The organism is Paenibacillus silvae (assembly GCF_014639235.1).
GTDB classification, from domain to species: Bacteria; Bacillota; Bacilli; order Paenibacillales; family Paenibacillaceae; genus Paenibacillus; species Paenibacillus silvae.
The window spans coordinates 96,103-118,876 of the sequence record NZ_BMFU01000008.1; the positions used below are offsets into that span (position 1 = coordinate 96,103).

Here is a 22,774-nt window from a genome sequence, read left to right on the forward strand (position 1 = left end):
TATTTCCGCGTCCTTCAGCTGGGGCCTGCGGCCGGGAACGTCAGGATCACCGTCGTACCCTTTCCCTTCTCGCTCTGATACTTGATGGAACCACCAACCTTCTGCACAATGTTGAAGCAGATCATCAGGCCAAGTCCGGTTCCGTTCGTTTTGAGCGAGTAGAACGGCGTGCCCAGAGCCTTGACCTCTTCCTCTGTCATGCCGCAGCCTTGATCTATAATTTGGATCTCCACCGTTTTTTTCACACGTCTTGCGATCACATGCACCATGGCTCCCGTATCCGAGGCTTCAAGAGCGTTCTTGATCAGGTTAATGATGACCTGTTTGAACTCGATCGCATTCATGAAGATCGCACAGTCCTCTCCCGCCTGTATATCGATATGTTTGTTTGATAACATTGCATACGACCCCAGCAAACTCGCTACTCCATCGAGTACCTCCCGTACATCCACCCTCTCCACTTGCAGCAGCTCACGATTAGGTTTGGCAATGGACAGAAATTGAGAAGTAACCTGCTCCACCGTATTCAGTTCGTCTATCATTAGCGCAAACTTCGATCTATCCGAAGTGTCAAACGCCGGATTTTCGCGGTACAGCTGCAGGAACCCCCTTACCACCGTAACCGGATTCCGAATTTCATGAGCTACCGCTGCGGTCAGATGCGCAATCATTTTGAGCCGTTCCGATTGCTGAACCTGTTCCAGATATAATTCCTGCTTCCGTATACGATCAAAGGTCAGATAGAAAATCAGAAACAGGAGCAGCTGACTGGCTATAATATTAATCAGATTGCCAATCAAGTCTGTATGTATATAAGCGTACGTCGCTTCTTGCTTATGAATATAAAATGTTACGATTAACAGCAAGACCACATTCAGACTCAGAGAGATATAAAACAGCTTGAAGTCATAGAACAATATAGCAAGTGCCGGAAGCAGACAAATCATAATGTATGTGGACCACGTCTGAGGATAGGCTAACGCAAGTGTATAGAAATAGACAAACCCCAGCAATATAATGCTCAATCGAAAAGCAAACGTCTCATACCGGGGGTATATGATTAAACATACAGGTATAATTACAACGCATAATAAATGGATGACATAACTGGTTGTAACCGTCTCAAGTTCTGTTGTTGACAAGACTAAACCAGCTACCATTAGTGTGATCATCATAAACATAGATATGTAATACGTTTTGCGGTTCACTGGACTGTGCAATTCTTTCATGCATTCACCACCTTTGTTCATGAATGACTACATATATAGTATTGTAGCTTATTTCCTATATTCTCTTCCATGGATGTGAAATATTTTATTCTAAATCATGGAGCAACACAAACAGGCTACATGGACAATTAGTCCACATAGCCTGTTTATATAGATCAGTTCATTTACTTCAATTGCCAATCACACTCAGTAACGTTATTTATTTTACAAAACATGCTCGATGAAACGTTTAAACATGGCAGCAACTTCTGCTCGTGTAGCTACATTTTTCGGAGCAAAGGTTTCACCTGCACGACCGGTAACAATTCCAGTCTCCTGCATGTACAATGCAGCCTGCTCAGCCCACGCAGCAATGTCCAGAGCATCTGCATACGTCAGTTGTGCTTGGCTCAAAACGTTCGCATCAGACAGCTTCAAGAAATCAGCGAAGCGATAGATCATCGCGGCCAGCTCTTGTCTGGTCACTGTGCGGTTTGGCTCGAATTTACCGCCGCCAACCCCTTGAATAATTCCATTTTGAGAAGCCCAGTCAATGTAAGAACCATACCAGCTATCATACTGAGTATCCGTGAATATCCGTGTTCCTTGAGTCTCAAGCGGACCATAGCTGCGTTCGTACATCCGGCCAATAACAGTTGCCAGCATAGCTCGTGTCATGCCTGTATTTGGTGAAAATTGCTCTTTGCCTGTGCCCAGAAAAATCTCGCGCTCTGTCACGAACTGAATCGGAGATACACCCCAATGCCCGGCAATATCTGTAAACGTCTTGGGGTTAGGCTGTAATAACACGTTAGCCCATGACGGTGCAATGTACTTCATCGTTCCCGAATCGTCAGCAGCAAAACCGATGAACAGCTTCTGACCTTCTGAGGTGTAGTAATAAGGTAAACCAGCATTGGAAACGGTCTGAGTAGTATCACCTTGTTTTTGGGCAAAAACAACCTGAACGCTGTGTGCAGCCTTCACCTGGTTGAACGTATAGCTCGAAACAGCGCCAACACTCACGCCATCAATCAGGACATCTGCTACAATATAACCTTCTTGAGGTGTGAACAGGAATGTCTGCGAAGCACCTTGTGCCACACTTACTGTTCCATGAGGAGAGATCGTTCCACCTTGAGAGCCAGTCACGGTCACAGTGTAGCTAACCCCGTTTGATGCCGCTCCTCCAGCACTGCCACCGCTGCTTCCACCTGTATTCCCCCCCGTGTTGCCTCCATTGTTACTTCCATTGCTGTACGCAATCGCATACGTCGAGAAGTTTTGAGAGAAAATCGTCAGTTCTTTGCCTGTAGGATCAATCATGAACCCCTCTTGCGCTGCCATCGTTGTGGAATATGGCAGTTGGTTCAGTTTTGCAGCTGTACCTGCGTGATAACGATACAGCACCACATCACTTTTGCCTGTGAGGTCCACGGGAACGATGATTTTCAGCAGCTTGCCCAGCGTTGGAAGCGGTACTGTTGTATCGCTCTGAGTTACGCTATCGGTCAGCGTTTTAAACAAAGACATATCCAGATACATATCGATGACACGATTGCCTGCAATCGCTTGAATAGACGAAGCACCCACAGCAGTACCTGCCTCCTGCTTCTCTACCGTCAGCTTGAATTTCACAGCTCCACCCTGATCCACCTGACTCTTATCTTCTGCAGTGTACGAAGTTGGATCAGTAAACAGATCATTCAGCTTGTCTACCACCACACTAGGTGTATCTGTACCTTTCACCTCAAGTACTGTGTTCTTTTTGCCCTCTGGCAGAATAATATACTGATCTCCAAAATTAAAGTTGCCATCCTTCACAACGACGATCAAGGTAACCAATTGATCCCCTTTGTTGACCACAAGGTTATATGTGCCGTTCGGTACGCCCGTAACCATAAAGCTCCCGTTTGCATCTGTAACCGCTGTGCTGCCAAACTGCACATTTCCCTGCATGACTTTTACCTGTGCACCGGAAACGGCTGCAAACGGAGTTGCATCATTAATGACTGTACCCTCAATGCTATATACATGCTTCTCCCAGCGTGCGTAGAGCTTCGTATCCGCAGATACTTGCTCATTTGTCTGCCATGGCTTCGACAGAGCAGTATCCTTGTACCAGCCCACAAACGTGTACCCGTCACGCGTAGGCGGCTCAGGCATAGTCAAGATTCCCCCATGAAGCACCTCATCCTGTACATCATAAACATTGCGGTCACCATCGTTATAGTAGAAGGTGAACGTATTGGTCCACTTGGCATATAACTTGATTGTACCTTCTTCTCCAGAACCAATAATCGTCACAGGGTTACCTGAAAGGCTACTGTTTCTGTACCAGCCCGCAAACTTTGCACCACTCAGGGAAACATCTGTAGGCAATGTAAGTTCAACCTCAGGATGATACCCGTTCACATTACCACTTACAATGGTTCCGCCATTCAGAAAGAACTTAATGGCATACAGCGGTTTGATATACACACTGGTACTTGCTGATTTAAACGATGTGTCCGTAGCTTTTACACGAACCAAATACTGATCCGGAAAAAGCCCTGTAATCGTACTGCCTGTGATCTCATTCCAGATCTCCGAGTATTTATACTTGAATTCCATCGTGCTATTCACTTGCGTGATTGTACCGTCACTTCCGTTTAGTGTCGCTTCGTCGGTGTGTCCGATAGATGGCGCATCTGGTCTTGCCGGAATGTACAATTGCTGCGGGTCACTATCTTGCGTGCTGTCAGAAACACCTTGTTTCACAATAGACAACGTGGTGTTAAACCAGCTGTCATCAATGGCAATCTCACCGGATGAATCTGCGGTGATCATATTATTATTGATGAGGTAGATGGCGCCCGGAGTTAGACCTTTCAGGCTTTCATAGATATAGTTAATGCTTGCCTCCGGTTTAGACTCCTTCTGGAGTTCTTCCTCTTCGCTGTACTGCGCATACACCACGGTATCCTTGTTAAAAATGTAATCCGTTGTAATTTTCGTGCCGCCCGTTTTCGCTGTATACCAACCCTTGAAAGTTAACTCCTCATGACTTGCCGCAGGTAAAGATTCAAGCTTGCCTGAACCATTCGTTTGCAGACTTGCGGTATTTGTTTGACCGCTACCAGCATCAAACGTAATGTTACGTGGTGTCGTCAAATGATATCTGTACTCGGTATCCCCTGACATAGTGTGCTTCACGGTTGGATTAAGTTCAGTCACTACACCGTCCGTAACGAAGCCATCAATCAGCTTGGGGCTGCCGTCGTTGTAATAGTTTGACGTAAAGTATCCACCGGTAATACTCCAATATTCTGGGTCCAGCGTACTTCCACTCCAGATGAGCGCAGCTTCATTGTTGTATGTTCCAAGGTATCCACCAGATACGGTTACATATGCTCCACTCCCTGCATCCAATGCTTCAGAACCGGCTGCATCGAAATAACCGTAAACAACCCCTCCGCTCATCTCAAAATGAGCTCCTGCATCATGGACATATACACCTTGTCCTGCACCAATAATACCACCTGAGAGCAAATTAACTGTGCCGTTCTGCCCTACATTCAGACCAGATCCATTACTGCTGCTGTTCACATATTTGATGTAACCACTCTCTCCGGCAGAGGTATCCTGAATAATGAGTGTCCCAGCTTTACCGTATAAGGTTGAAGCTTCTTCCGTCTCCCCTGATACACCAGTAGCATCCCGGGTGATATTAAAGGCGTTCAAGTCCAGTGTTACACTTACTCCCGTTCGATCATACGTAATGTTGCTTCCTGTTGAAACGTTAGCAATCAATTGAATCGTTTGCCCGTCAGTTGCCTCATTTAAAGCCTCTGATACATCCCAATACTGCTTGTTCGTTGCTGTATTTACTGCAACATATTCCACAGGCTCCGCTTGGACTCTAGTCCCCCATTCACCAAACAAACTCAGCATCATCACCATAATCATGGATATGCTTAGCCACTTTTTCATCGTGTTCACGATTCCGTTGTTCCCCTCTCTGCTCTCTGAATTTGTCCATCATGTCTGATGCCCATTCTATAGTAGAGCACTCGCAAAACACTCGCAAAAAAAAGACAAAAATCTACATATTCTGCAGATCTCTGTCTTGGATACAGGTTGTGGTATGCTGCCAAGCTTAACTCTTTATTTACGTCCAGCTGAATGGATAATTCCAGGTTATTTATTTCACCGTTTTCTTGAGCTTCTGTACCTGACGTCTGTACGCTTCTCTCGTAATATCGGACCATATCCAGTCTTCGCCTTCAAGATATTCTCCACGATAAACGGCCAGCGCTTGTCTTCTCGCCTCTTCTGAAGCAGTTTGATCAAACTGACGCCGGGCTGTTTCAAACATTCTAAGATCCCAGTCCGCTTCTAACACCCGCAAGATATATCGATCATTGGCGTATTCAATCCTTAACTCGGTGCAGCCTGCATCCTTCAAGTTTTTACGCATGGCATATAACGAGGTTTGCAGGTATGCCAATGCCCGTTCAGGCTCATATTGCCCCCATTGGTCGTCACACAGCTTGTACTTGGACAGCCAGCACCCCTCATGCTGCAAAAAATAAGCGAGCAGCTCTCGTGACTTGGAGCGAGCCCATCTGATGGAAGTCTGACCTTGCTTTACTTCAAACGGTCCGAAACTGTGAATGGCCCATTTTCCTTGAATCGGCTGAGGCTTCTGAGCCGCTAGCTTAACCAGCTTGTCTACAGCCTTGCGAATCCGCTCCGGGCGAATCGGCTTGAGCAGGTAGTCAATAGCACTTACATCAAAAGCCTGTGCGGCATAATGATTGTAGGCGGTAATAAAAACAATCTCTGCTGTTATATTGTTGGAACCCAGCTGTTCTGCCAACTCAATTCCGCTCATTCCGGGCATTTCAATATCAAGGAAGATACAATCAGGTCTTAACATTGGAATCTCCTGCATCAACTGGAGAGGATCTGTATATGTGCCGATGATCTCAACGCGTTCATCGGTCTTGAGCAGTGAGGCTAACTCATTCAAGATAATGGGCTCATCATCCAGCAATATAGCTCTGATCATCGTCTGCCTTCCTCCCCGTGTTCAATGGTATTTGAAGTGTAACCGCTGTACCTTCACCCGTCTGACTCCAGATATGCATTCCAATACCATAATGTAAAATCAATCTTCGCTGAATATTCATCAGACCCACACCAGACCTTGTTCCCGGCTGGCCTAACAGCTTCTGCAGACGCTGCGGCTCAATGCCAACACCATTATCCTCTACTTTGATAAGTACTGTATCCTCTTCACGTCTAACCGTTAAACGCACAAAACCTCCTGCATTTCGAGTCATAATGCCGTGGCGAATCGCATTCTCCACCAAGGGCTGTATGATAAGCATAGGAACCTTCAACTCGATACTCTCATCAATGTCATACTGCATATCAAGTCTATCCTGAAACCGTTCCTTCTCAATAGATACATAAGCTCGCACTGTAGCAAGTTCATTCACAAGGGGGGTGAACTCATCACCAGAGTCAAAACTAAAGCTGCCTCTTAAATAATCAGACAGATCATAGAGAAGCCCCTTCGCCTTTACAGGGTCTACCGTGCTAAGTGCCGCGATGGTGCTTAGCGAGTTAAATAAAAAATGAGGTTTGATCTGGGCCTGCAGGAAGGAAAGCTCCGCAGATATCCGAATTCCCACCGATTCTTTAAGCTGTACCAACGTTTTCACCCTTGATTTTAGCTCTAGTGACTCAAATGGCTTCGTTAGGTAGTCATTAGCTCCCGCCTCGAATCCAATCTTCAAATCTTCAGGTCGCGCTCTTGCAGTCACCATAAGTACAGGCAGATCCAACGGTTGAAAGCGTCCGCGTATGGCGCGCAGCACTTCATACCCCGATATTTTCGGCATCATCACATCAAGAATGACCAGATCATACTGGGGCATTTGCTCTAACTTTGCCAGTGCCGACATGCCGTCAGGAACAGCTGTTACATCATATCCATCGTTGTCCAGAACATGGAATAGCGCAGCCAGACTCGCCGGATCATCATCCACGGCCAGAATAGAGTAGCTCTTTTCCGTTCTATGCCGCCTGGTCGTTAAAACGGAATTTTTATCTCTAGGAGCAAAGTTGGCTTCCGGCTGTTTCCCGTAAACCTTCTCCTTACGTTCTCTACTGACCGGAAGAGTAAATCGAAAGGTGCTTCCCTTGCCCTTCCTTGATTCAACCCATATCCTTCCTCCTTGGAGTTCAACCAGTGTCTGGGTTATGGATAGACCCAGTCCCGTGCCCCCAGCCTCTCGCGTTTCTGTAGAATCCAACTGTGTGAACGGCGTAAAGACATCCTCCAAACGCTCTTGGGGAATTCCGATCCCAGTGTCTTGCACCCATATCTCAATGTAATCCTGTTTAAGCACAGCCCCGGTTCGAATATGTCCCTGCTGAGTGAACTTCAACGCATTTCCTATCAAATTATAAAAAATCTGATAAAGACGCTCCTCATCTGCATATACTGCCGGCATCTCTATTGGAATCTGATTAACAAATTCAATAGATTTGCCGTCATTAAGCTGACTTATGACATACAAAGATGCATTAGCAACGGAATGAAGATCAATGGCTCGCACCTCCAGCTTCATGCCCCCGCTTCGCATACTGGAGATGTCCAGAATATCGTGGATGAGGCGATCCAATCTATGTGCTTCTGACAAAACCATCCGTAGATTGTGCTGCCGGGATGGATCTGCATGCACACTGTCGGTATGGTTATTCTCCAGTATCGAGTTAGTAATGTTAATGATGCCGTTGAGCGGTGTACGAAGTTCGTGGGATGTATTCGCCAGAAACTGATCCTTCATCCTGTCCAGCTTAATCAGTTCCTTGTATACCTGTTCACTCTGCAGATTCAGATAGACGATCAACAGTGAAAATGCCAGGGCAATCCATAACACGCTTAAACCAAAAAACATACTTTGCAGCACTCCTGCAATCAGCGGAGGCAGCGCAGCGAAGAGCAATGCCCGGAATTCCTGCAGAGATACTTGCTTTCGTTTCAAAATAACCAGTCCTACATAATAAAACAGATAGATATAACACAGTGCGGGCATGAGCAGAAAATATGGTCCCCGATGATAGACATGATCAGCATCCACGTAGAAAAGGTAATCCCCGAACAAGCTCCCCAGAGAGAGAAGCATATTCACAGCTATAGGCAAACAGATGACGATAGCTGTAGCCCTGCTCATGCCCTGCTGGTCATTCCGCCTAATGACGGCATCAAGATAAAATATCCACAATGCCTCCGGCACCGGATTCAGAATGTAAAACAGGCAGATCACAGCCGGAAGGAGCCAGCCGGAAGCGGCTGATTCTGAGCCTGTAAGCATGTTCAGCACCATCTCCAGCAATAACAGGCACATGTTCGATATCAACAGCGCGAGAAAAACATCTCGCAGCTCGGACCTTTCATGATTACGCCTGTACATATGTATGCAGATAATGAGCGCTATAATCAAACCTATGACAGAGGTCTGAACGTAGTACAGGAGCGGCATGCTGCTCCCCCTTTTCAGCACAAGTATTTTATTTAGATAGATTAAGTTAAAACGTGGATACAGACAAGAATTAAAAAAGAATAGCAGAAAAAATACCCCAGCTTGATGAGCTGAGGTATTACATTATAATTGAATGAAGTTGAATTATTGTAAAGAAATTAGAGCTTTGCTGAAAATGCTAATTGCTTATTAAGGCTTAACCACAGAGAGAAGTGATTCATTGCCCTCCGAAATAACCGTAACTTCTGGCGCAAATGTGGCATCCTGCACATGAAGAGTTTCTCCAAGCTCCATGCCGCTAATATCAAACTCCACCACCGCTGGCAGATGACGAGGCAAAGCCTCTACCTCTATTGCAGCCAACTGAATCTGTACGACCCCACCCTGTTTCGTACCCGCTGGTGTTCCATTGAACTTCACAGGAATCTTCGTGCGCAGCACCTCATCGGTCTGTACCTGTTGAAAATCAACGTGAATCAAATCCTTTGTAACCGGATCACGCTGCAGGTCCTCCAGCAATACGGTAAGTGCAGGTTTTCCTTCAAACTGCAGCTCAATGAATCCGGATGCACCTTGCTTCAACCACTTCTGGAATTGAATTGACGGAATGTGGATCATCTCATTTGCTGTGTTTCTACCAAAAACAATAGCTGGCAAACGACCAGACCTGCGTAAATTCCGAAGCCTGGACGGTTTTAGTTTGATGCGGGGCTCCGCCTGGATATAAGTAGTCATGCTATGTTCGCTCCTCTGTTTTCAATGATATTGGGTATTTTTTCCAACAACCACCGATCCCCTAAAGGGGCTAAAGAGAGAAACATAGCATCACCACCTCCACATTACACTGATTGGTTTTTCGAAATACATTAAATGTAAAAATCCCAAAATATACAGTAAGGCACTCTACTGGAAATAGTAGAATGCCCTTGGGATGCCTACAGCCTATCATAGAAACCTGTTTTTGTCGATTCAACTACCATGTGACGGACAAGATTTCTTCACTTAACAACCTGATATAAATGGTATATTATAGAATTGTAGCAAAATATAAGAAGAGAGGAGTTTACACTTTGAAAAAGACACTCTCCATGGTCATCGTCCTGAATCTGTTTCTTACCTTTGCTTTTGGCTTCAACGCTTCAGCTAACAATGAAAATCAAGAAAACCATTCGCAGGAGGAACGCATCACAGAGCAGGTGGTTCAGCCAGACAAGGAAATCATTACAGAACTGACTCAGACCCCCACAGCACTGGATTCTTCCCCGTTGGTGGAGCACCAGTTCAAAGCTGACGTCAACCTGAATAACAGAGCCGCCACTTCCAAAATGCAAAAAGAGCAAGGAATGTTGTCCGTGCCGCAATCAGTGAGCACTTCAGCGACAGCAGAAACCACAACTTACACTGGCTACATACAGGAGGAAGGAACCTCCGCCACCTTATACCCTGTCTATGTGCAACCCGGACATATTTTACAAGTACAAATGGACAATCCGGCCTCTGCACAGCTCGATTATGATCTTTATCTATATGAATTCGATATGTCTACCGGCAATTTGAATCCTAATCCGATTGATTACTCCATCTACGGAACGTATCTGATTAATGACGGGAATGGAGCGAGAACTTTATCTGAAAATGTAGGCACGAAGAACAGCACCTCCAGCGCCAAGGCTTATTTGATCGAAGCCTACAGCAAGGTCGGCGGCAGCATTAACGAGCCGTTCATTCTGACCGTCTCCACAAGCTCGACGTATGATGCCTATGAGACAGATGAGAATGCACTGCATGCCTATCCGCTCACGGTTGCTGTTGGCGGTTCTACACTCGCAACCCGCTCCATTAATTCGGAGATTGATCAGGATTGGTACAGAATCACCGTTCCTGAAAGCAGAAACTATGATGCTATGCGCATCACGCTGGATCAGGCCTCTACCACAAACGGATACAAAGCAGAGTTATACGGTGCGTTAAGCAACAATCGCATGGCCCTGATGCCTGTTGTGAACGGCAATGTGTCTCTCGGAACAGGCACTTATTATCTAAAGGTCTATACAACCGATACTTATTCAGATATCAACTATTCACTACATCTGCAGCCTGTATTACGTGCAGATAAAGTGGTGATCACAGGCTACAACTCCAACGGGGGACCCAATGATTACCCGACTTACGCCTATGGGCGTTACTATCGAATTACAGGGAACAGCTTCACGGTAACCGGTGTTGCCGCAACCTCCGATAACTACGCTGTAGCCAATGCAGAAGTCGAGGTCATCTGGATCAATGATGCCTGGTCCGAAAGCAGTAACAATCGCTATCGAAGCGCCAAGGTAATGACCAATAGCAGCGGGCAGTTCACTGCAACATTATCTCTTCCCCCTTCTGCCGGAAGCCTCAGTCAATACTTGCCAGGAGCGATAAGCTTTACGCATTATTTTGATCTTTGTGCTGTAGTCGCCAAGGTCACCGATCGTCCAAGCGCCAATGATTCAGATATCGTTTATCACTTTGCATACAGTATCTACGGCGGTTAGATCGAAACGAACAGAGCAACGAGCGGTTGAAGAAACCGTCCGTTGCTTATTTTTGTCCATATCTATTCAATTTATGGAATATTATTCCGATAACAAGAAGAGACAACGATGATGTGGACATGAAGTTTCGAAAATCATTTTACGAATAGGGGTGTTCATGAATGAAGGTTCAACATACAGCTCTGTTTGATCTCAAAGCATACACTCAATCCAAACCACCGACAGCGCGCGCAGATCAACCAACAATGGCCACGGGGAAATTCGACTTGTCCCATAACACAGATACCGTAGAGATCAGCACGACCTCCAGACAGCTGGCCTCGTCTGATATCGTGAATCATGCCGCACGCTACTTTGGCACCGTTCAGATCACTGAATCGCTGGAGCGATCCCTCCAGGATCAGTCTCCAGAGGTGAAGGAGGCGGTATACGGCATCATTCAGTCCAATTTTATTACCGATGTTCCAGAAGAAGACCACCGATCCGCTTTACTCGAGCTGGGCCTTGCACAAGCCAAATACATAGCCGATAACTACATGAAGGGCGATCAGGCAGCAGCATTCATGGATACGATCCGTCAGATCGGGTCCATCTCCACAACAAGAACGATCAACCCAGACACCAAACAAATCCAATACGACACTCCGCCGCAAAGGCCTGTAGGTGCACCAGAAGACTATGTTGATCTCAATTACATGATGCGTAAATTCCAGCCCGAAACCTACAACAAGCTTCAGGATGCCATAGTAAACGGGAAAGACTGGAGCCGCATTCTTACCGATTTTGCGAAGAAGGCTTCAACCAATCAGGATTGGTTGAAGGAATATCATGAAGCCGCCAATCAGCCCTCAGGCATTCTGCCTGCCCGGAACAGATTTGAGCATGTGGATACTTCTGGCTTGAGCTCGTTTGCCAGTTCAGTTCAGGATATCATCGCTCAGATGGATTCAACAAACAACATGTTTCTGACAGACAACTTACAAGCATTCATCCGTAAGCTCGGTTCACAAGCAAATGTGACCTAGCAGAAGCACAGTAGAATAAAGGCGCTGCTCACAATTGCTGGAGCAGCGCCTTTATAGTTCCCTCTCTAGCCATGCTGCATGGCTTAGACAGAAATTTTATTTTCCCCATATCCGGTGATCCTGCTATATCCGGCGACCACTCCAGAGACAAGCTTGCATTCACGTCAATGTCAGCACAATCCGATCACCGGAACGGGTAATTTTGTAGATTCCTTTTTGCATATCAATGCCGTAGTGTTTTTTCAGCAGCCATTTGGCGTTAAGGTCGGTCTCAACTACCACCAGGTAATCGTAATTACTCAGCAGATTGTCCATATTATCCTCATAGAACAGCACAATACCGTCAACATTCGGTGCGTACAGAAAATATCGGCCGACATATTGCATGTAATAACTGGTCACCTGCTGATCGCGGTCTGACCCATAGAACAGATATCGATTCATATCTTCTTTGCCGCCCGTATACCATCGATCTCCCGTCACCGCATGGACCTCGTAGGGCAATGTTTTGTCATAGGCTTTGGTAATCGAGATCATACCGTTATATTCCGACAAAAGCGTAGTAGCCGCGAGTGCCGTACAGGCGATAATGCCCTGCTGGTAGCGTCTCTTGGACTGCACTGACTTGAATGCCTGATAATCGGGCACCTCACCAATGCGATAATGAAATGTACGCTCGATGTCAATAGCAGCACAGAGCACCAATCCGCCGGCAAACAGCACAACAATACTTGAAGCGTAACGTTCGAACCCGGCCAGACGGATCGCTTCATCCAGTGGCATGGAGAACAGATACAGCGCCAGAATACCGGCATAATACAGGACAACCACCACATCCAGTGCAATTAATGCTTTCCACAGATTCCACTTCTTCTTCAACACCACATAGGCCACAATGGAGGCAGCAATCGCCGCGATCTGAAAGATAACAAGCCCCAGCACAGGTCTGGTCGTAATATCTACGCTGGATTTCAGGAAGAGCACCAGAATCTCCCACTTCTGCTCTGCCGTTTTGCCTGCTTTAAGCGCTGCGGAGGCCCCTTCAAATTTGTTGTTCACCCCGTGGAATACGGTTGCCATGCGCCAGCTCCAGCTAAAGTAGGGAAGCAGTGACCCGGCAATTGTGCCCAGTACAGCAAGACCCACCTTCCAGTTGAAGCGCTGCTTATGGGCAAGCCACATATATACGAGGAACATCAGACCGATGGCTGCAAAAATAATACCGGTGCTTTTGATGATCGTCAGCATGCCTGCAAGCGGAAGAATGATGATACAGGCACGGATGATATCATGACGATACTGATATACAGCCGAAATAATCGCCAAAGCGTAGATCGGAAGCAGGAAATCAACCAGCAAATTGGTGATGCGAATTGTCAGGTTGAAAAAAGATAAGGTAGACAAGCCAAATCCCAGAAAGGCATACAGCAGAAATCTTTTTTTCTCAGACACGATCCCGAACATCGCATAGAAACACGAGAAGATCAGCAGCCCCTGCGCCAGCAGCATGATCGGTTGAGTATGCCCCATAAAGCGGCAGATGTAATAGATAAATGATGAGGTGCCAAGCGGATAGTTTTTGAACTCAATCAGATCGGAATCCGGCGTCGGAAACGCATTGGTGCTGAGCATATCCTTCACGACAATCGCCCAGTGTGAGAAATTATCGTAGTGTGTCAGTTCGGTATGGAACAGGATAATCAGAAAGATGAAGACCCCGCTCAGAAAGCTTAGCTGAAATAAAGAAAAGGATAACGATCCTGCCCCCCGTTTGTTCTGGTACAAGGCTCGAATCACTCCGACTCTGAACAGCAGCAATCCCGCCACCAGTACAACAATACTGCCCGTAAACAGCTGCCCTGCCAACCCGGCGAAATAGACGATACAGGCAATGGCCGAGAACACAAATATCGGAATGAACTCCCACCGGATGGACATCACTTTACGGACAAACTGCATATAACCGATCATCGATACGATGAGTAAAATGCCCATCACAAGTTGAAGCAAAAACAGCATGTCTATCTCTCCTACCCCTCTTTGGTGAAACGCTCGGTTTGTGGACGAATCAAATCACTCAGCAGTTGATCAATCAATCCACGCCCCAGGATCTCGTCTATATTCTCTACGGAGAGAAGCACTTCACGTTTGTTCGCTGTTGTTTTTCCCGTATGTTTCAAGATCACTTCAATATTGCTGTCCGTATAAAAAGTAACCTCTGACCCTTCTGCTATGTTACCTTGCAGACCCGTCGCAGAGAAGAAACGATAGTTAAAGCTGCGCAATGTGCAGCTCGCATGGTTTGTGAACGTCACGGGAAGATGGAGGGAAAGCCGCGGCATCTTCCGCTGATCCGACTTCTGCCGTACAATCCGTTTTTTCACATTGCGCAGCATATCATCATACGCCGTATCCCACAGATTCATCTGCTCCGGCAGCGAGTGCTTCCGATCGTAGATCAGCTGCATATACTGGCGATTGTCCGTCTCACTAATCGGTTGAACCGTTGCTGAATAACGCCACCCGTCTCCATCTGCTTTGACATAAACGATCACAGCATCGAGATTCGCCTCATACCGTTCCGATTGGACGACCAGAGAGATCGTCTTCTGCTCGGGTAAATAGATCGGGTATGGCACATAGAAGGCAATGCCGTTCTCCGATAGATCAACGGTTTTCCCCTCATAACGCAGCGTACTGTCCGGATAACCGATCGTTACATTCTCTTGTGCTCGAATACGTTCGTTCTCCCTGTACGCCCGGCGTCCAATCATGAAGAACAGCGCGTAAAGCAAGGCAATCATATTGTGAACGAGCCAGAAAATGATAATGCTGCTGAAAAATAAGGCGATACCGTACTTGCCATTCACGTACCGGATAATGGCAGCGATCGATAGCAGAAGCAGAAAAATATGCGGCAGCGCATATTTCATTGAGACAATCCATTCGCGTCCAGTGGAACGACTTTTGTTCGTTACCTTGAATTTCCGCTCACGGATGCCGACCGTTTCCAGGATGACCGGCCAAATGAGATAAGGCATGAAGATCGTATCAATAACCTGACTCCAGCGCTGATTCCGTATGTTGCTGGACAGATAACGCATCGACAGGCTGTAGAAGAAATAGGATGGCAGCCAGAAGATCAGAATCTGCCAGAAGGTTGTGTCAACGATCTGAAAATCAAACAGTGCAAACAAAATCGGAGACAAAATAAAGATCAGCCGATTAAAAAACGACCACCAATACAAAAAGCTGCTTACATACGTTACCCTCGTCCAGAAAGGCAGCTTTCTGGAGAACGGTGCACGTGTGTTCTGCAAACTCTGAATAATGCCCCTTGCCCAGCGAATGCGCTGCTTGATCATGCTCGGAATCGTGGTTGTCGTCTGACCCGCAGCCTGTACCTCCTGCGTGGCATACGTAATATAACCTTCCTGCTGCAGACGTATGCTTGTCTCAAAATCCTCCGTGATCGTATTCAGCGGGAAACCGCCGATATCCACCATACCTTGCCGGGAGATCACAGTGTTACTGCCCGTATACGCAACCGCATTGGACGCATTGCGCAAAATGTTAACCTCACGCGAGAAGAAATCCTGCTCATTCGGGATCCCCTGCTCCGCATACAGATTAAACTGGAACAAATCCGGGTTATAGAAGCTTTGCGGTGTCTGTACCAGTCCAAGCTTGAAGGTCGGGTCCATCTCGTGCTCACGGCGGAGTCGCCATTCTCCATTTTCTTCAATAAAGGTGGATAGCAGGAAATACGGAACGGTTTTCATCAGAAACGTGTGCTGCGGGATCATGTCGGCATCAAAGGTAGCAATCAGCGGTGAAGACGTCTTGCTCAGCGCATTATTCAGGTTGCCTGATTTGGCATGCTTGTTGCCAGGGAACCCCAGATATCCTACACCAAACTGCTTCGCCAGTTCCTCCACTGCAGGTCTGGCACCATCATCACACAGGTAAATGTGTACCTTGGATTTGTCGGGGTAATCCATAAAGGTACAGGCGTTCACCGTTTTATATAAAAGATCGACAGGTTCGTTATGTGTGGCAATAAACACATCGACATGCGGATAATATTCATCCGGTATGACCGGGAAATCGAGCTGCGCCCGTTTCTTCTGCATCTTTTGAAAAAACAATTCAAATGTCGTGCCTACGGTGACCGTCTCTGCAATAATGAGCAGCATGCCAAATATAACATTTAGCACCCCTTCTCCCCAAGGGAGCGTGAAGAACGTACGCCAGATCAGATAGATCGTCATGAGAATCATCGTAATGATGAAAAAAACATTTTGCCTTTTCTCGTTTTGCACTACGCCTGCTTCCTCCTTGCTGCAAATACCCACCTCCGCTGCAGTTGAAAGCTTAACAGGAACAGAAGAACGTCACAGACAAACTTCGCCGCTTTCTCGTCAACCTGGAATAGGGTATGGAATAAATATACTCCTGTGCTCGAAAGTATAATAATAAGACCACACAGCGTCAGATAGCGCCATAGGCTGCCCCTGCTGTCTTCCTTGCGAAACACATAATGTCTGTTCAATACATAATTGACAACGATGGATATGACACGCGCAATCACGGTAGCGAGCAGAATTCGTAAATAATGCTGATCGCCCATCATTGGACGCAGCGAATCAATCAGAAACCAGGCAATGCCCAGATCGACCACCGAGCTGGCCACCGAGGATGAGATGAAACGAAAAAAGTTCGAGAACAGCACTCCCATCACCCGCGCACTATCCTGAATGGCTTTGAAGTGCGTGCCTGCGTTACCATTCTCATAGATGACTTGAATGGGTACGGTATGAATGGCGATACCTGACTGAATGCAGGAGATCAGCATTTGCAGTTCATATTCAAACCGCTTGCCGCGCACGTCCAGCATAAAGGACAGCAGCCCTGTGCCAAAGGCGCGAAGTCCCGTCTGAGTATCAGACAGTTTCTTACCATACAGCAGGGCAAAAATAAAGGAAGTCATCCGATTCCCAAACAACGACTTGGGCGGAATATCGCCTGCACTGAAATCCCGCACACCGAGCAGCAGATCATTCGGACGTCGTTTGGCTTCCTCTGCAATGCGATACACATCCTCCGCAGCATGCTGTCCATCCGAATCCGCCGTAACGACATAGTGAGCATCACCGTAATGCTGGGCAATATATCGGAAGCCCGTCTTAAGCGCCTCACCCTTTCCCCGATTCTCTTCATGATACAGGACAAAGCATCCATTATGTTCCAAATTTTCGAAGATGTGCTTGTAATTTTCCCCAGATCCATCATCCACGATTACCAATTTTGCAAAACCATATTTTTGTAACTGACGTACGTAGGATAAAAGTCTATCATCTGGTTCCAGAGATGGAATAAGGATGATCGTTTCGTCCTTTTCTTTAGCTATAATCATCCAAAATTAGCCCCAATTCGCCATATTTTGATCCAACATTTTCTACATTTTTGTATCGATATGTTCTATGAATATAGGAGAGTATACCACTGAAAAGGTAGACGGTAAACGAGAAAATTTGTAATCTACTGGTAAAAAAGACTTACAATTTTATACAATAAATATAGTCATAGCAGACTACAACGTACTAATAAATTAAACTTTGAGACACAAGCACAAAAAAACCACCTGTCAATTAGACAGGTGGTTCGTAGTTTCTGATTTAATATGTTAAGCTATGCTTGCCAATCATTAGAATTCTGTTCGCCTGCGAGATTACATCTATCCTCCATCAAGCCATTACGTTAGGATGATTAATTGTCTTGTCATCCCGACGTTTAACGGCCCATTTGTATACAAATGTAAGAATGAATCCGGTCAGTCCACAGATGGCCGCAATAACAAAAGCTCTCTGGTAACTGCCATCCGCGCTGTATACATTTCTCATAATCGATGGTCCGAAGTATCCAGCAAGTGCAAAGCCGATAAACATAATTCCGTAATTCACGCTGTTGTTTTTGGCCCCGAACTGGTCGGCGGTAAAGCCCGGGAATACGCCCATTAGTGCCCCAAAGCTTAGACCAATGATAGAAATCCCCATATAAAATGTGGCTACACTATTTTCTCCGGATAAATACAGCAGAATTAGCCCGGCTACAGATAACAGAGACGTAATGGCGAGCGTATTGATGCGGCCAATTTTGTCCGAGACATACCCTGCCAGAATCCGTCCCCCTGTATTAAACAGCGCCAGAACAGAAACGACGGTTGTTGCAGCTGCAGCCGATAATCCCACCATCTTCTGCGCGATAGGTGAGGCTTGAGAGACACACATCAGTCCCGCAAACGCCCCGCTAATGAGCAGCAAAATCATTACATAGAAGATCGGGCTTGCCAGCATGCCTCTCCAGTTCTTATCTTCTCTAAGCGCTTGGCTGACATGAGCAGTTTTGGGTGCCCAGCCTGTTGGAACAAAATCAGCCGGGCATTTCTCAATAAAGAACGAGGCTACACAGATAATGATCAGAAAGGCGGTTCCAATAATAAAGAAGGCAGAGGTTACACCTGAGTTGCTGATAAACATATTAGCAATCGGAGGAATGATGACTGAGCTTAAACCATAAGCAGCTGTTGTCACGCCCCCAACTAATCCACGTTTATCCGGGAAAAATTTGATCGAGTTGCTGATGGTGCAGCCATAGATCATACCTGTTCCGAGTCCAAGCACGATCCCGTAAGCAAATACCAGAAAACCTACAGACGTTGCGAAGCCGGATAGAATCATACCGCCCCCGAATAAAATACCGCCAACGAGAATGACTTTTTTGGGTCCGAATCGGTCATTAATCCAACCACCCGAGATCATCGTAATTGGCCCGACCGAATTACAAATGGTGAACACAATCGCCAAATCTCCTGGTGTTAATGTACGCCCGATGAGGCCACTTAAATAAGCTGCCATTGGAGCAGCAAATACACTCCATGCATAGATGGAGCCAATACATAGATTAATGAAGCAGCTTGCAATCAGAATAATCCATCTCTTTTTTGTCAGTTCCACTGAGATCGTATCTCCTCATGATTGTATTGTGTTGTTTTTTAATGTGAATTAATTCACTAACTTACACGATGAAGTGTAGCACAGCTTTACATCTGTAACTATGACATCACGTATATCTTTTATAGATATTTTTTGTAGTGGCGAAAGAGGAAAGAGCCTATTTTTTTGGACGAATGACCGCTTATGTAAAAAAAAGGTTTGATTTAGAATAGGATGAGAGCTCCAGACCCTTATCAAAGGCTGTGATGTCGATGGTACTACAACGGGACAAATGGCAGCAGTATCAAGCCCTCAGCAGCATACCTTTACTCATCGGACGGCTGCCAGAAACACAGTTATTAGAAAAAGATACGCTGCACCATATGCTTCAGCAGCATTCGAATGTTGTGCTGAAGCCCCGCGACGGACGTTATGGAAGAGATATTGTATTCATCCGTCGTCTGAAGACTGGTGACTATCAGATTCAAAATGAGAACAATGCCATTACGATGAAAAACACCGAAGAATTAGAGAAGTGGATTGATCAAACTGGCAAAAGTGACACGTATATCATCCAGCAGCATCTTTATTTGGCACGAATCCAGCAAAGACCGCTTGATCTTCGAATTATGGTTCAACGTAAAAAGAAGGCTTCTTCTGCATGGAAGGTAACCGGATCTTACGCCAAAGTTGCATCCCGTGGATATCTGGTCACCAATGTGACAAGTCGAATAATTCCCGCGCTTAAAGCGCTGCAATCAGCACGAATTGGCGGACGGAAGTTACTTCTCCAGGCTGAACGGACTGCTCTGCTGGGTGCCAAGGCTTTAGAGGTGCAGTTTCCTGATCTGAGACAGGTCGGTTTCGATATCGGAATTGATAATAAAGCTTGTATCTGGATTATTGAAGGCAACTATCGGCCAGACCTTCGCCCATTTAAACGTTTGAAAGATTCTTCGATGTATCGCCGGATATTGTGGTATCAAAAGCATTAAGTTGAAGCTTCAAAACACAGCAAGCGGCTCCCCATCGATCTGGAGAGTCGTCTCTTTCACAGCAGCAGGGGCAGCTTCTCGATAAAAAGTGAGATGTTATATAATGAGTAGTATAATTACATATTTAGGCATGTTAATTTTTATATTGAAACACGTATAGGAGAATTGATATGAAAATAATAGAAAGCCAGCAAATTCCGGCTGCACAACGAAATGATTTTTTTGCTGAACATTGGGGAAGTCCGAAGATGGTTATCTCAACAGGTGTCTATTACAGTGATATGCTGGACGGTTACGCAGTACTGAATGAACATGGAGAAATTAGAGGGTATATTACATACGTTATGCATGAAACACGATGTGAAGTGATCTCGCTGGACAGCCTAGACGAAAACCGTGGGATCGGTTCAGCCCTCTTGAGAAAAGTAGAGGATACTGCAAGGCAAGCAAATCGGTATCATACTCAACTAATCACCACAAATGATAACCTCCACGCTCTTCTTTTTTATCAAAAAAGAGGATACCAGATCATTCGTATCTATCCGGATGCGGTAACAAAAGCAAGAGCTATGAAACCAAGCATCCCTCTCATTTCGGATCAAGGTATCCCCATCAGGGACGAACTGCTTTTGCAAAAGTTGCTGATATCCAATACCTGATCATTCTAGTGATCAATGTGACCTTGATGTAGAAAGAAGCGGCCCCCCTTGGATTAATCTGGAGGGCCGCTTCTTGTGTTGTAGCTGTGAGAATCCATTTTCTGCTCTTTGGATATTCATTTATTTTCCATTCCCACTGTATGCCAATACCATTAACATTTTGGACGACGTCTGGCCGAACTTACTACACGCGTTACCCGAAACTGGTTCGGACCTACCTGTATGATAGCAAACTGGCTATAGGATGTTCCGGATGACGTATACGGTTCGGCTGCTATATTTCCGCTTGGCGTTCTTACTGTTGCTGTGATCCGAGTGACCAGACATACCCCACGTCCTGAAGCCTGCCATGTTTCTTCACGCTGTACACTGTATTGATCATTGCTGCAAAAGATGGACGCATACTCAACGGTTCCATACGCATTGTACGGAGTGGAGTTATAGATTCGAACCGGATCATAACCGCCTGCTGCTCTTCTCGTTCCCATTCTCAAAACCTCCTTTGTTTTGATAGTTTATTAGATGCAATAAAGTGATCTTGGTAAGGGATAGAAGCGCACAAGGCAGAAAAAGTGTGTTTGTCCAACAACAAAAACCTCTCCGAATTATGGAGAGGCTTCCTGTCGATGATGTCATAGTCTTCTCTGTTTTCACATTTAGAATTAATTCATCAATATTTTTGGTTGTTCATTGGCGGGCCCTACGATCGTGTTTCCGCCAAAACTGAGATGCTGACCATTCTTCTCTATGATAAAGCTGTTAAACGATCCATCTGCATTCATTGTGGCAATGACTATGGGAGCTCCTTTTTTAGTGAACGTCATTTGATCCTTATCCCATGCATTGGTTCCTCTTGCTCCCTTATATCCCTTCAAATCAAAATTGATCATCGTTTTTGCATCTTTCATTGCATTCTTCATTAATACATCCAACGTCAGCTTCTTGAGCTTTGCATCTTTTGCTTTTTCTTTCTTTTTGAATTCGTTGTAATTATCTATTCCTTCACCGTTACTTTGAACACTTGCCTGGAGTAGTTCCAGCGTTTGATCCTCAATTGCAAAGCTCACATCCATCGTTTTTGATTTATACATATATTGATACACATTCGGTTTGCCATCAAGGACAAACACACGATCCAGTTTTTCTCCTTTCTTAATTTTACCATTGGTAAGCTTGGATAATACTTGGACAGCCTGCTTTTGCACGCTTGCCGGGGCATCGTCAGGTGCATAATTTACGCCATGTACACTCCCGCTGTCTTCCGTATAAATTTGTTTATTTTGTTTGGCATTCGATGAGATTGTACCCACTCGGTAGATTGACTCTGAGATACTCACATATTTCGGCTCTTCCCCAGGGAACAGAGCTTCCCATGTTTCCTTCAGTTTGCTTTGATATTTTCCACCATTTAGATCTTCATAATTTACTGCGATTCCGATATTATCCAGTTTTCCATTCTTTTTATAAGTAATGATGTCATATTTGAAATTCTCTCTTTTAAAACCCACAAAACCTTCCATGGCCGTTCCCTGAATTAACGTATACGTATTTCCTGTCAATTCTTTAAGCTTATCCTGAGCCTTTTGCATAGGGGTTTGCTCTGATTTAGCACCCTGTTTAATGTTTAAATTTACGTTGTTATATGCATTAAATTGATTCGATGTATCGAATCCAAGCAAACTCCCTGATAATAAGGCTGCTCCGACGATAGGAAAAATTATTTTTTTGTTCATAAGAATAAACTCCTATATTTTTATTTACTTACCCACAGTTTTTAATGGAACGCTTCAGTCACATTGAAATAAATCTATGAAATCGGC

At 45.5% G+C, this 22,774-nt stretch carries 15 protein-coding genes; 4 read left to right on the forward strand and 11 right to left on the reverse strand.

The window, feature by feature from the left end; all coding sequences use genetic code 11:
• Nucleotides 1-14: 14 nt before the first annotated feature.
• The 5 genes from IEW26_RS22295 to IEW26_RS22315 all read right to left on the reverse strand — a co-directional run bounded on the left by IEW26_RS22295 (nt 15) and on the right by IEW26_RS22315 (nt 9,481).
• Nucleotides 15-1,229, reverse strand: a complete 1,215-nt coding sequence (locus IEW26_RS22295) for an ATP-binding protein (RefSeq protein WP_188593955.1) — start codon at nt 1,227-1,229, stop codon at nt 15-17.
• Nucleotides 1,230-1,433: 204 nt separating this feature from the next.
• Nucleotides 1,434-5,180, reverse strand: coding sequence for an InlB B-repeat-containing protein (locus tag IEW26_RS22300; RefSeq protein WP_188593956.1), 3,747 nt, complete (start codon nt 5,178-5,180; stop codon nt 1,434-1,436).
• Between the two features lie 211 nt (nt 5,181-5,391).
• Nucleotides 5,392-6,261: a response regulator gene (locus IEW26_RS22305; RefSeq protein ID WP_188593957.1), complete on the reverse strand. Its 870-nt coding sequence runs from the start codon at nt 6,259-6,261 to the stop codon at nt 5,392-5,394.
• Nucleotides 6,236-8,746, reverse strand: coding sequence for an ATP-binding protein (locus IEW26_RS22310; protein WP_229729978.1), 2,511 nt, complete (start codon nt 8,744-8,746; stop codon nt 6,236-6,238). The genes IEW26_RS22305 and IEW26_RS22310 overlap by 26 nt, the downstream gene beginning before the upstream one ends.
• Before the next feature lie 189 nt (nt 8,747-8,935).
• Nucleotides 8,936-9,481 carry a 50S ribosomal protein L25 gene (locus tag IEW26_RS22315; protein ID WP_188593959.1) on the reverse strand — a complete coding sequence of 182 codons (546 nt, stop codon included), beginning with the start codon at nt 9,479-9,481 and terminating at the stop codon, nt 8,936-8,938.
• Between the two features lie 335 nt (nt 9,482-9,816).
• Between IEW26_RS22315 and IEW26_RS22320 the strand changes: the two genes are divergently transcribed.
• The gene (locus IEW26_RS22320; protein WP_229729979.1) at nt 9,817-11,280 is read left to right on the forward strand and encodes a hypothetical protein; all 1,464 of its coding nucleotides are present in this window, start codon (nt 9,817-9,819) and stop codon (nt 11,278-11,280) included.
• A 161-nt stretch (nt 11,281-11,441) separates the two neighbouring features.
• Nucleotides 11,442-12,305 carry a hypothetical protein gene (locus IEW26_RS22325; protein WP_188593961.1) on the forward strand — a complete coding sequence of 288 codons (864 nt, stop codon included), beginning with the start codon at nt 11,442-11,444 and terminating at the stop codon, nt 12,303-12,305.
• Nucleotides 12,306-12,464: 159 nt separating this feature from the next.
• Here IEW26_RS22325 and IEW26_RS22330 read toward each other — a convergent pair whose 3' ends face one another.
• The 4 genes from IEW26_RS22330 to IEW26_RS22345 form a co-directional block, all read right to left on the reverse strand.
• On the reverse strand, nt 12,465-14,324 hold the full coding sequence (locus tag IEW26_RS22330) for a hypothetical protein (RefSeq protein ID WP_188593962.1): 1,860 nt from the start codon (nt 14,322-14,324) through the stop codon (nt 12,465-12,467).
• 11 nt (nt 14,325-14,335) lie between these two features.
• Complete coding sequence (locus IEW26_RS22335) at nt 14,336-16,627, reverse strand: glycosyltransferase family 2 protein (protein WP_188593963.1); 2,292 nt, start codon at nt 16,625-16,627, stop codon at nt 14,336-14,338.
• Entirely contained in the window at nt 16,627-17,721 is a 1,095-nt protein-coding gene (locus tag IEW26_RS22340; protein ID WP_188593964.1) for a GtrA family protein, read from the reverse strand. Before IEW26_RS22340 ends, IEW26_RS22335 begins: the two co-directional genes overlap by 1 nt.
• A gap of 331 nt (nt 17,722-18,052) precedes the next feature.
• A complete protein-coding gene (locus tag IEW26_RS22345; protein WP_188593965.1) occupies nt 18,053-19,321 on the reverse strand; it encodes an L-lactate MFS transporter in 1,269 nt (422 codons plus the stop codon).
• A gap of 251 nt (nt 19,322-19,572) precedes the next feature.
• Between IEW26_RS22345 and IEW26_RS22350 the strand changes: the two genes are divergently transcribed.
• On the forward strand, nt 19,573-20,295 hold the full coding sequence (locus tag IEW26_RS22350; RefSeq protein WP_188593966.1) for a YheC/YheD family protein: 723 nt from the start codon (nt 19,573-19,575) through the stop codon (nt 20,293-20,295).
• 170 nt (nt 20,296-20,465) lie between these two features.
• Entirely contained in the window at nt 20,466-20,954 is a 489-nt protein-coding gene (locus IEW26_RS22355; protein ID WP_188593967.1) for a GNAT family N-acetyltransferase, read from the forward strand.
• Nucleotides 20,955-21,106: 152 nt separating this feature from the next.
• Here IEW26_RS22355 and IEW26_RS22360 read toward each other — a convergent pair whose 3' ends face one another.
• Together IEW26_RS22360 and IEW26_RS22365 are read right to left on the reverse strand one after the other, a co-directional pair.
• A complete protein-coding gene (locus tag IEW26_RS22360; protein ID WP_111271847.1) occupies nt 21,107-21,442 on the reverse strand; it encodes a hypothetical protein in 336 nt (111 codons plus the stop codon).
• Between the two features lie 174 nt (nt 21,443-21,616).
• A complete protein-coding gene (locus tag IEW26_RS22365; RefSeq protein WP_188593968.1) occupies nt 21,617-22,687 on the reverse strand; it encodes a hypothetical protein in 1,071 nt (356 codons plus the stop codon).
• Nucleotides 22,688-22,774 lie beyond the last annotated feature (87 nt).

What these genes read in the sequence shown, in the direction of transcription:
- IEW26_RS22360 (WP_111271847.1), bottom strand. Translation starts at nt 21,442, where the DNA reads ATGGGAACGAGAAGAGCAGCAGGCGGTTATGATCCGGTTCGAATCTAT.
- IEW26_RS22300 (WP_188593956.1), bottom strand. Translation starts at nt 5,180, where the DNA reads ATGAAAAAGTGGCTAAGCATATCCATGATTATGGTGATGATGCTGAGT.
- IEW26_RS22330 (WP_188593962.1), bottom strand. Translation starts at nt 14,324, where the DNA reads ATGCTGTTTTTGCTTCAACTTGTGATGGGCATTTTACTCATCGTATCG.
- IEW26_RS22340 (WP_188593964.1), bottom strand. Translation starts at nt 17,721, where the DNA reads ATGATTATAGCTAAAGAAAAGGACGAAACGATCATCCTTATTCCATCT.
- IEW26_RS22315 (WP_188593959.1), bottom strand. Translation starts at nt 9,481, where the DNA reads ATGACTACTTATATCCAGGCGGAGCCCCGCATCAAACTAAAACCGTCC.
- IEW26_RS22355 (WP_188593967.1), top strand. Translation starts at nt 20,466, where the DNA reads ATGAAAATAATAGAAAGCCAGCAAATTCCGGCTGCACAACGAAATGAT.
- IEW26_RS22365 (WP_188593968.1), bottom strand. Translation starts at nt 22,687, where the DNA reads ATGAACAAAAAAATAATTTTTCCTATCGTCGGAGCAGCCTTATTATCA.
- IEW26_RS22310 (WP_229729978.1), bottom strand. Translation starts at nt 8,746, where the DNA reads ATGCCGCTCCTGTACTACGTTCAGACCTCTGTCATAGGTTTGATTATA.
- IEW26_RS22295 (WP_188593955.1), bottom strand. Translation starts at nt 1,229, where the DNA reads ATGAAAGAATTGCACAGTCCAGTGAACCGCAAAACGTATTACATATCT.
- IEW26_RS22305 (WP_188593957.1), bottom strand. Translation starts at nt 6,261, where the DNA reads ATGATCAGAGCTATATTGCTGGATGATGAGCCCATTATCTTGAATGAG.
- IEW26_RS22350 (WP_188593966.1), top strand. Translation starts at nt 19,573, where the DNA reads ATGGTACTACAACGGGACAAATGGCAGCAGTATCAAGCCCTCAGCAGC.
- IEW26_RS22325 (WP_188593961.1), top strand. Translation starts at nt 11,442, where the DNA reads ATGAAGGTTCAACATACAGCTCTGTTTGATCTCAAAGCATACACTCAA.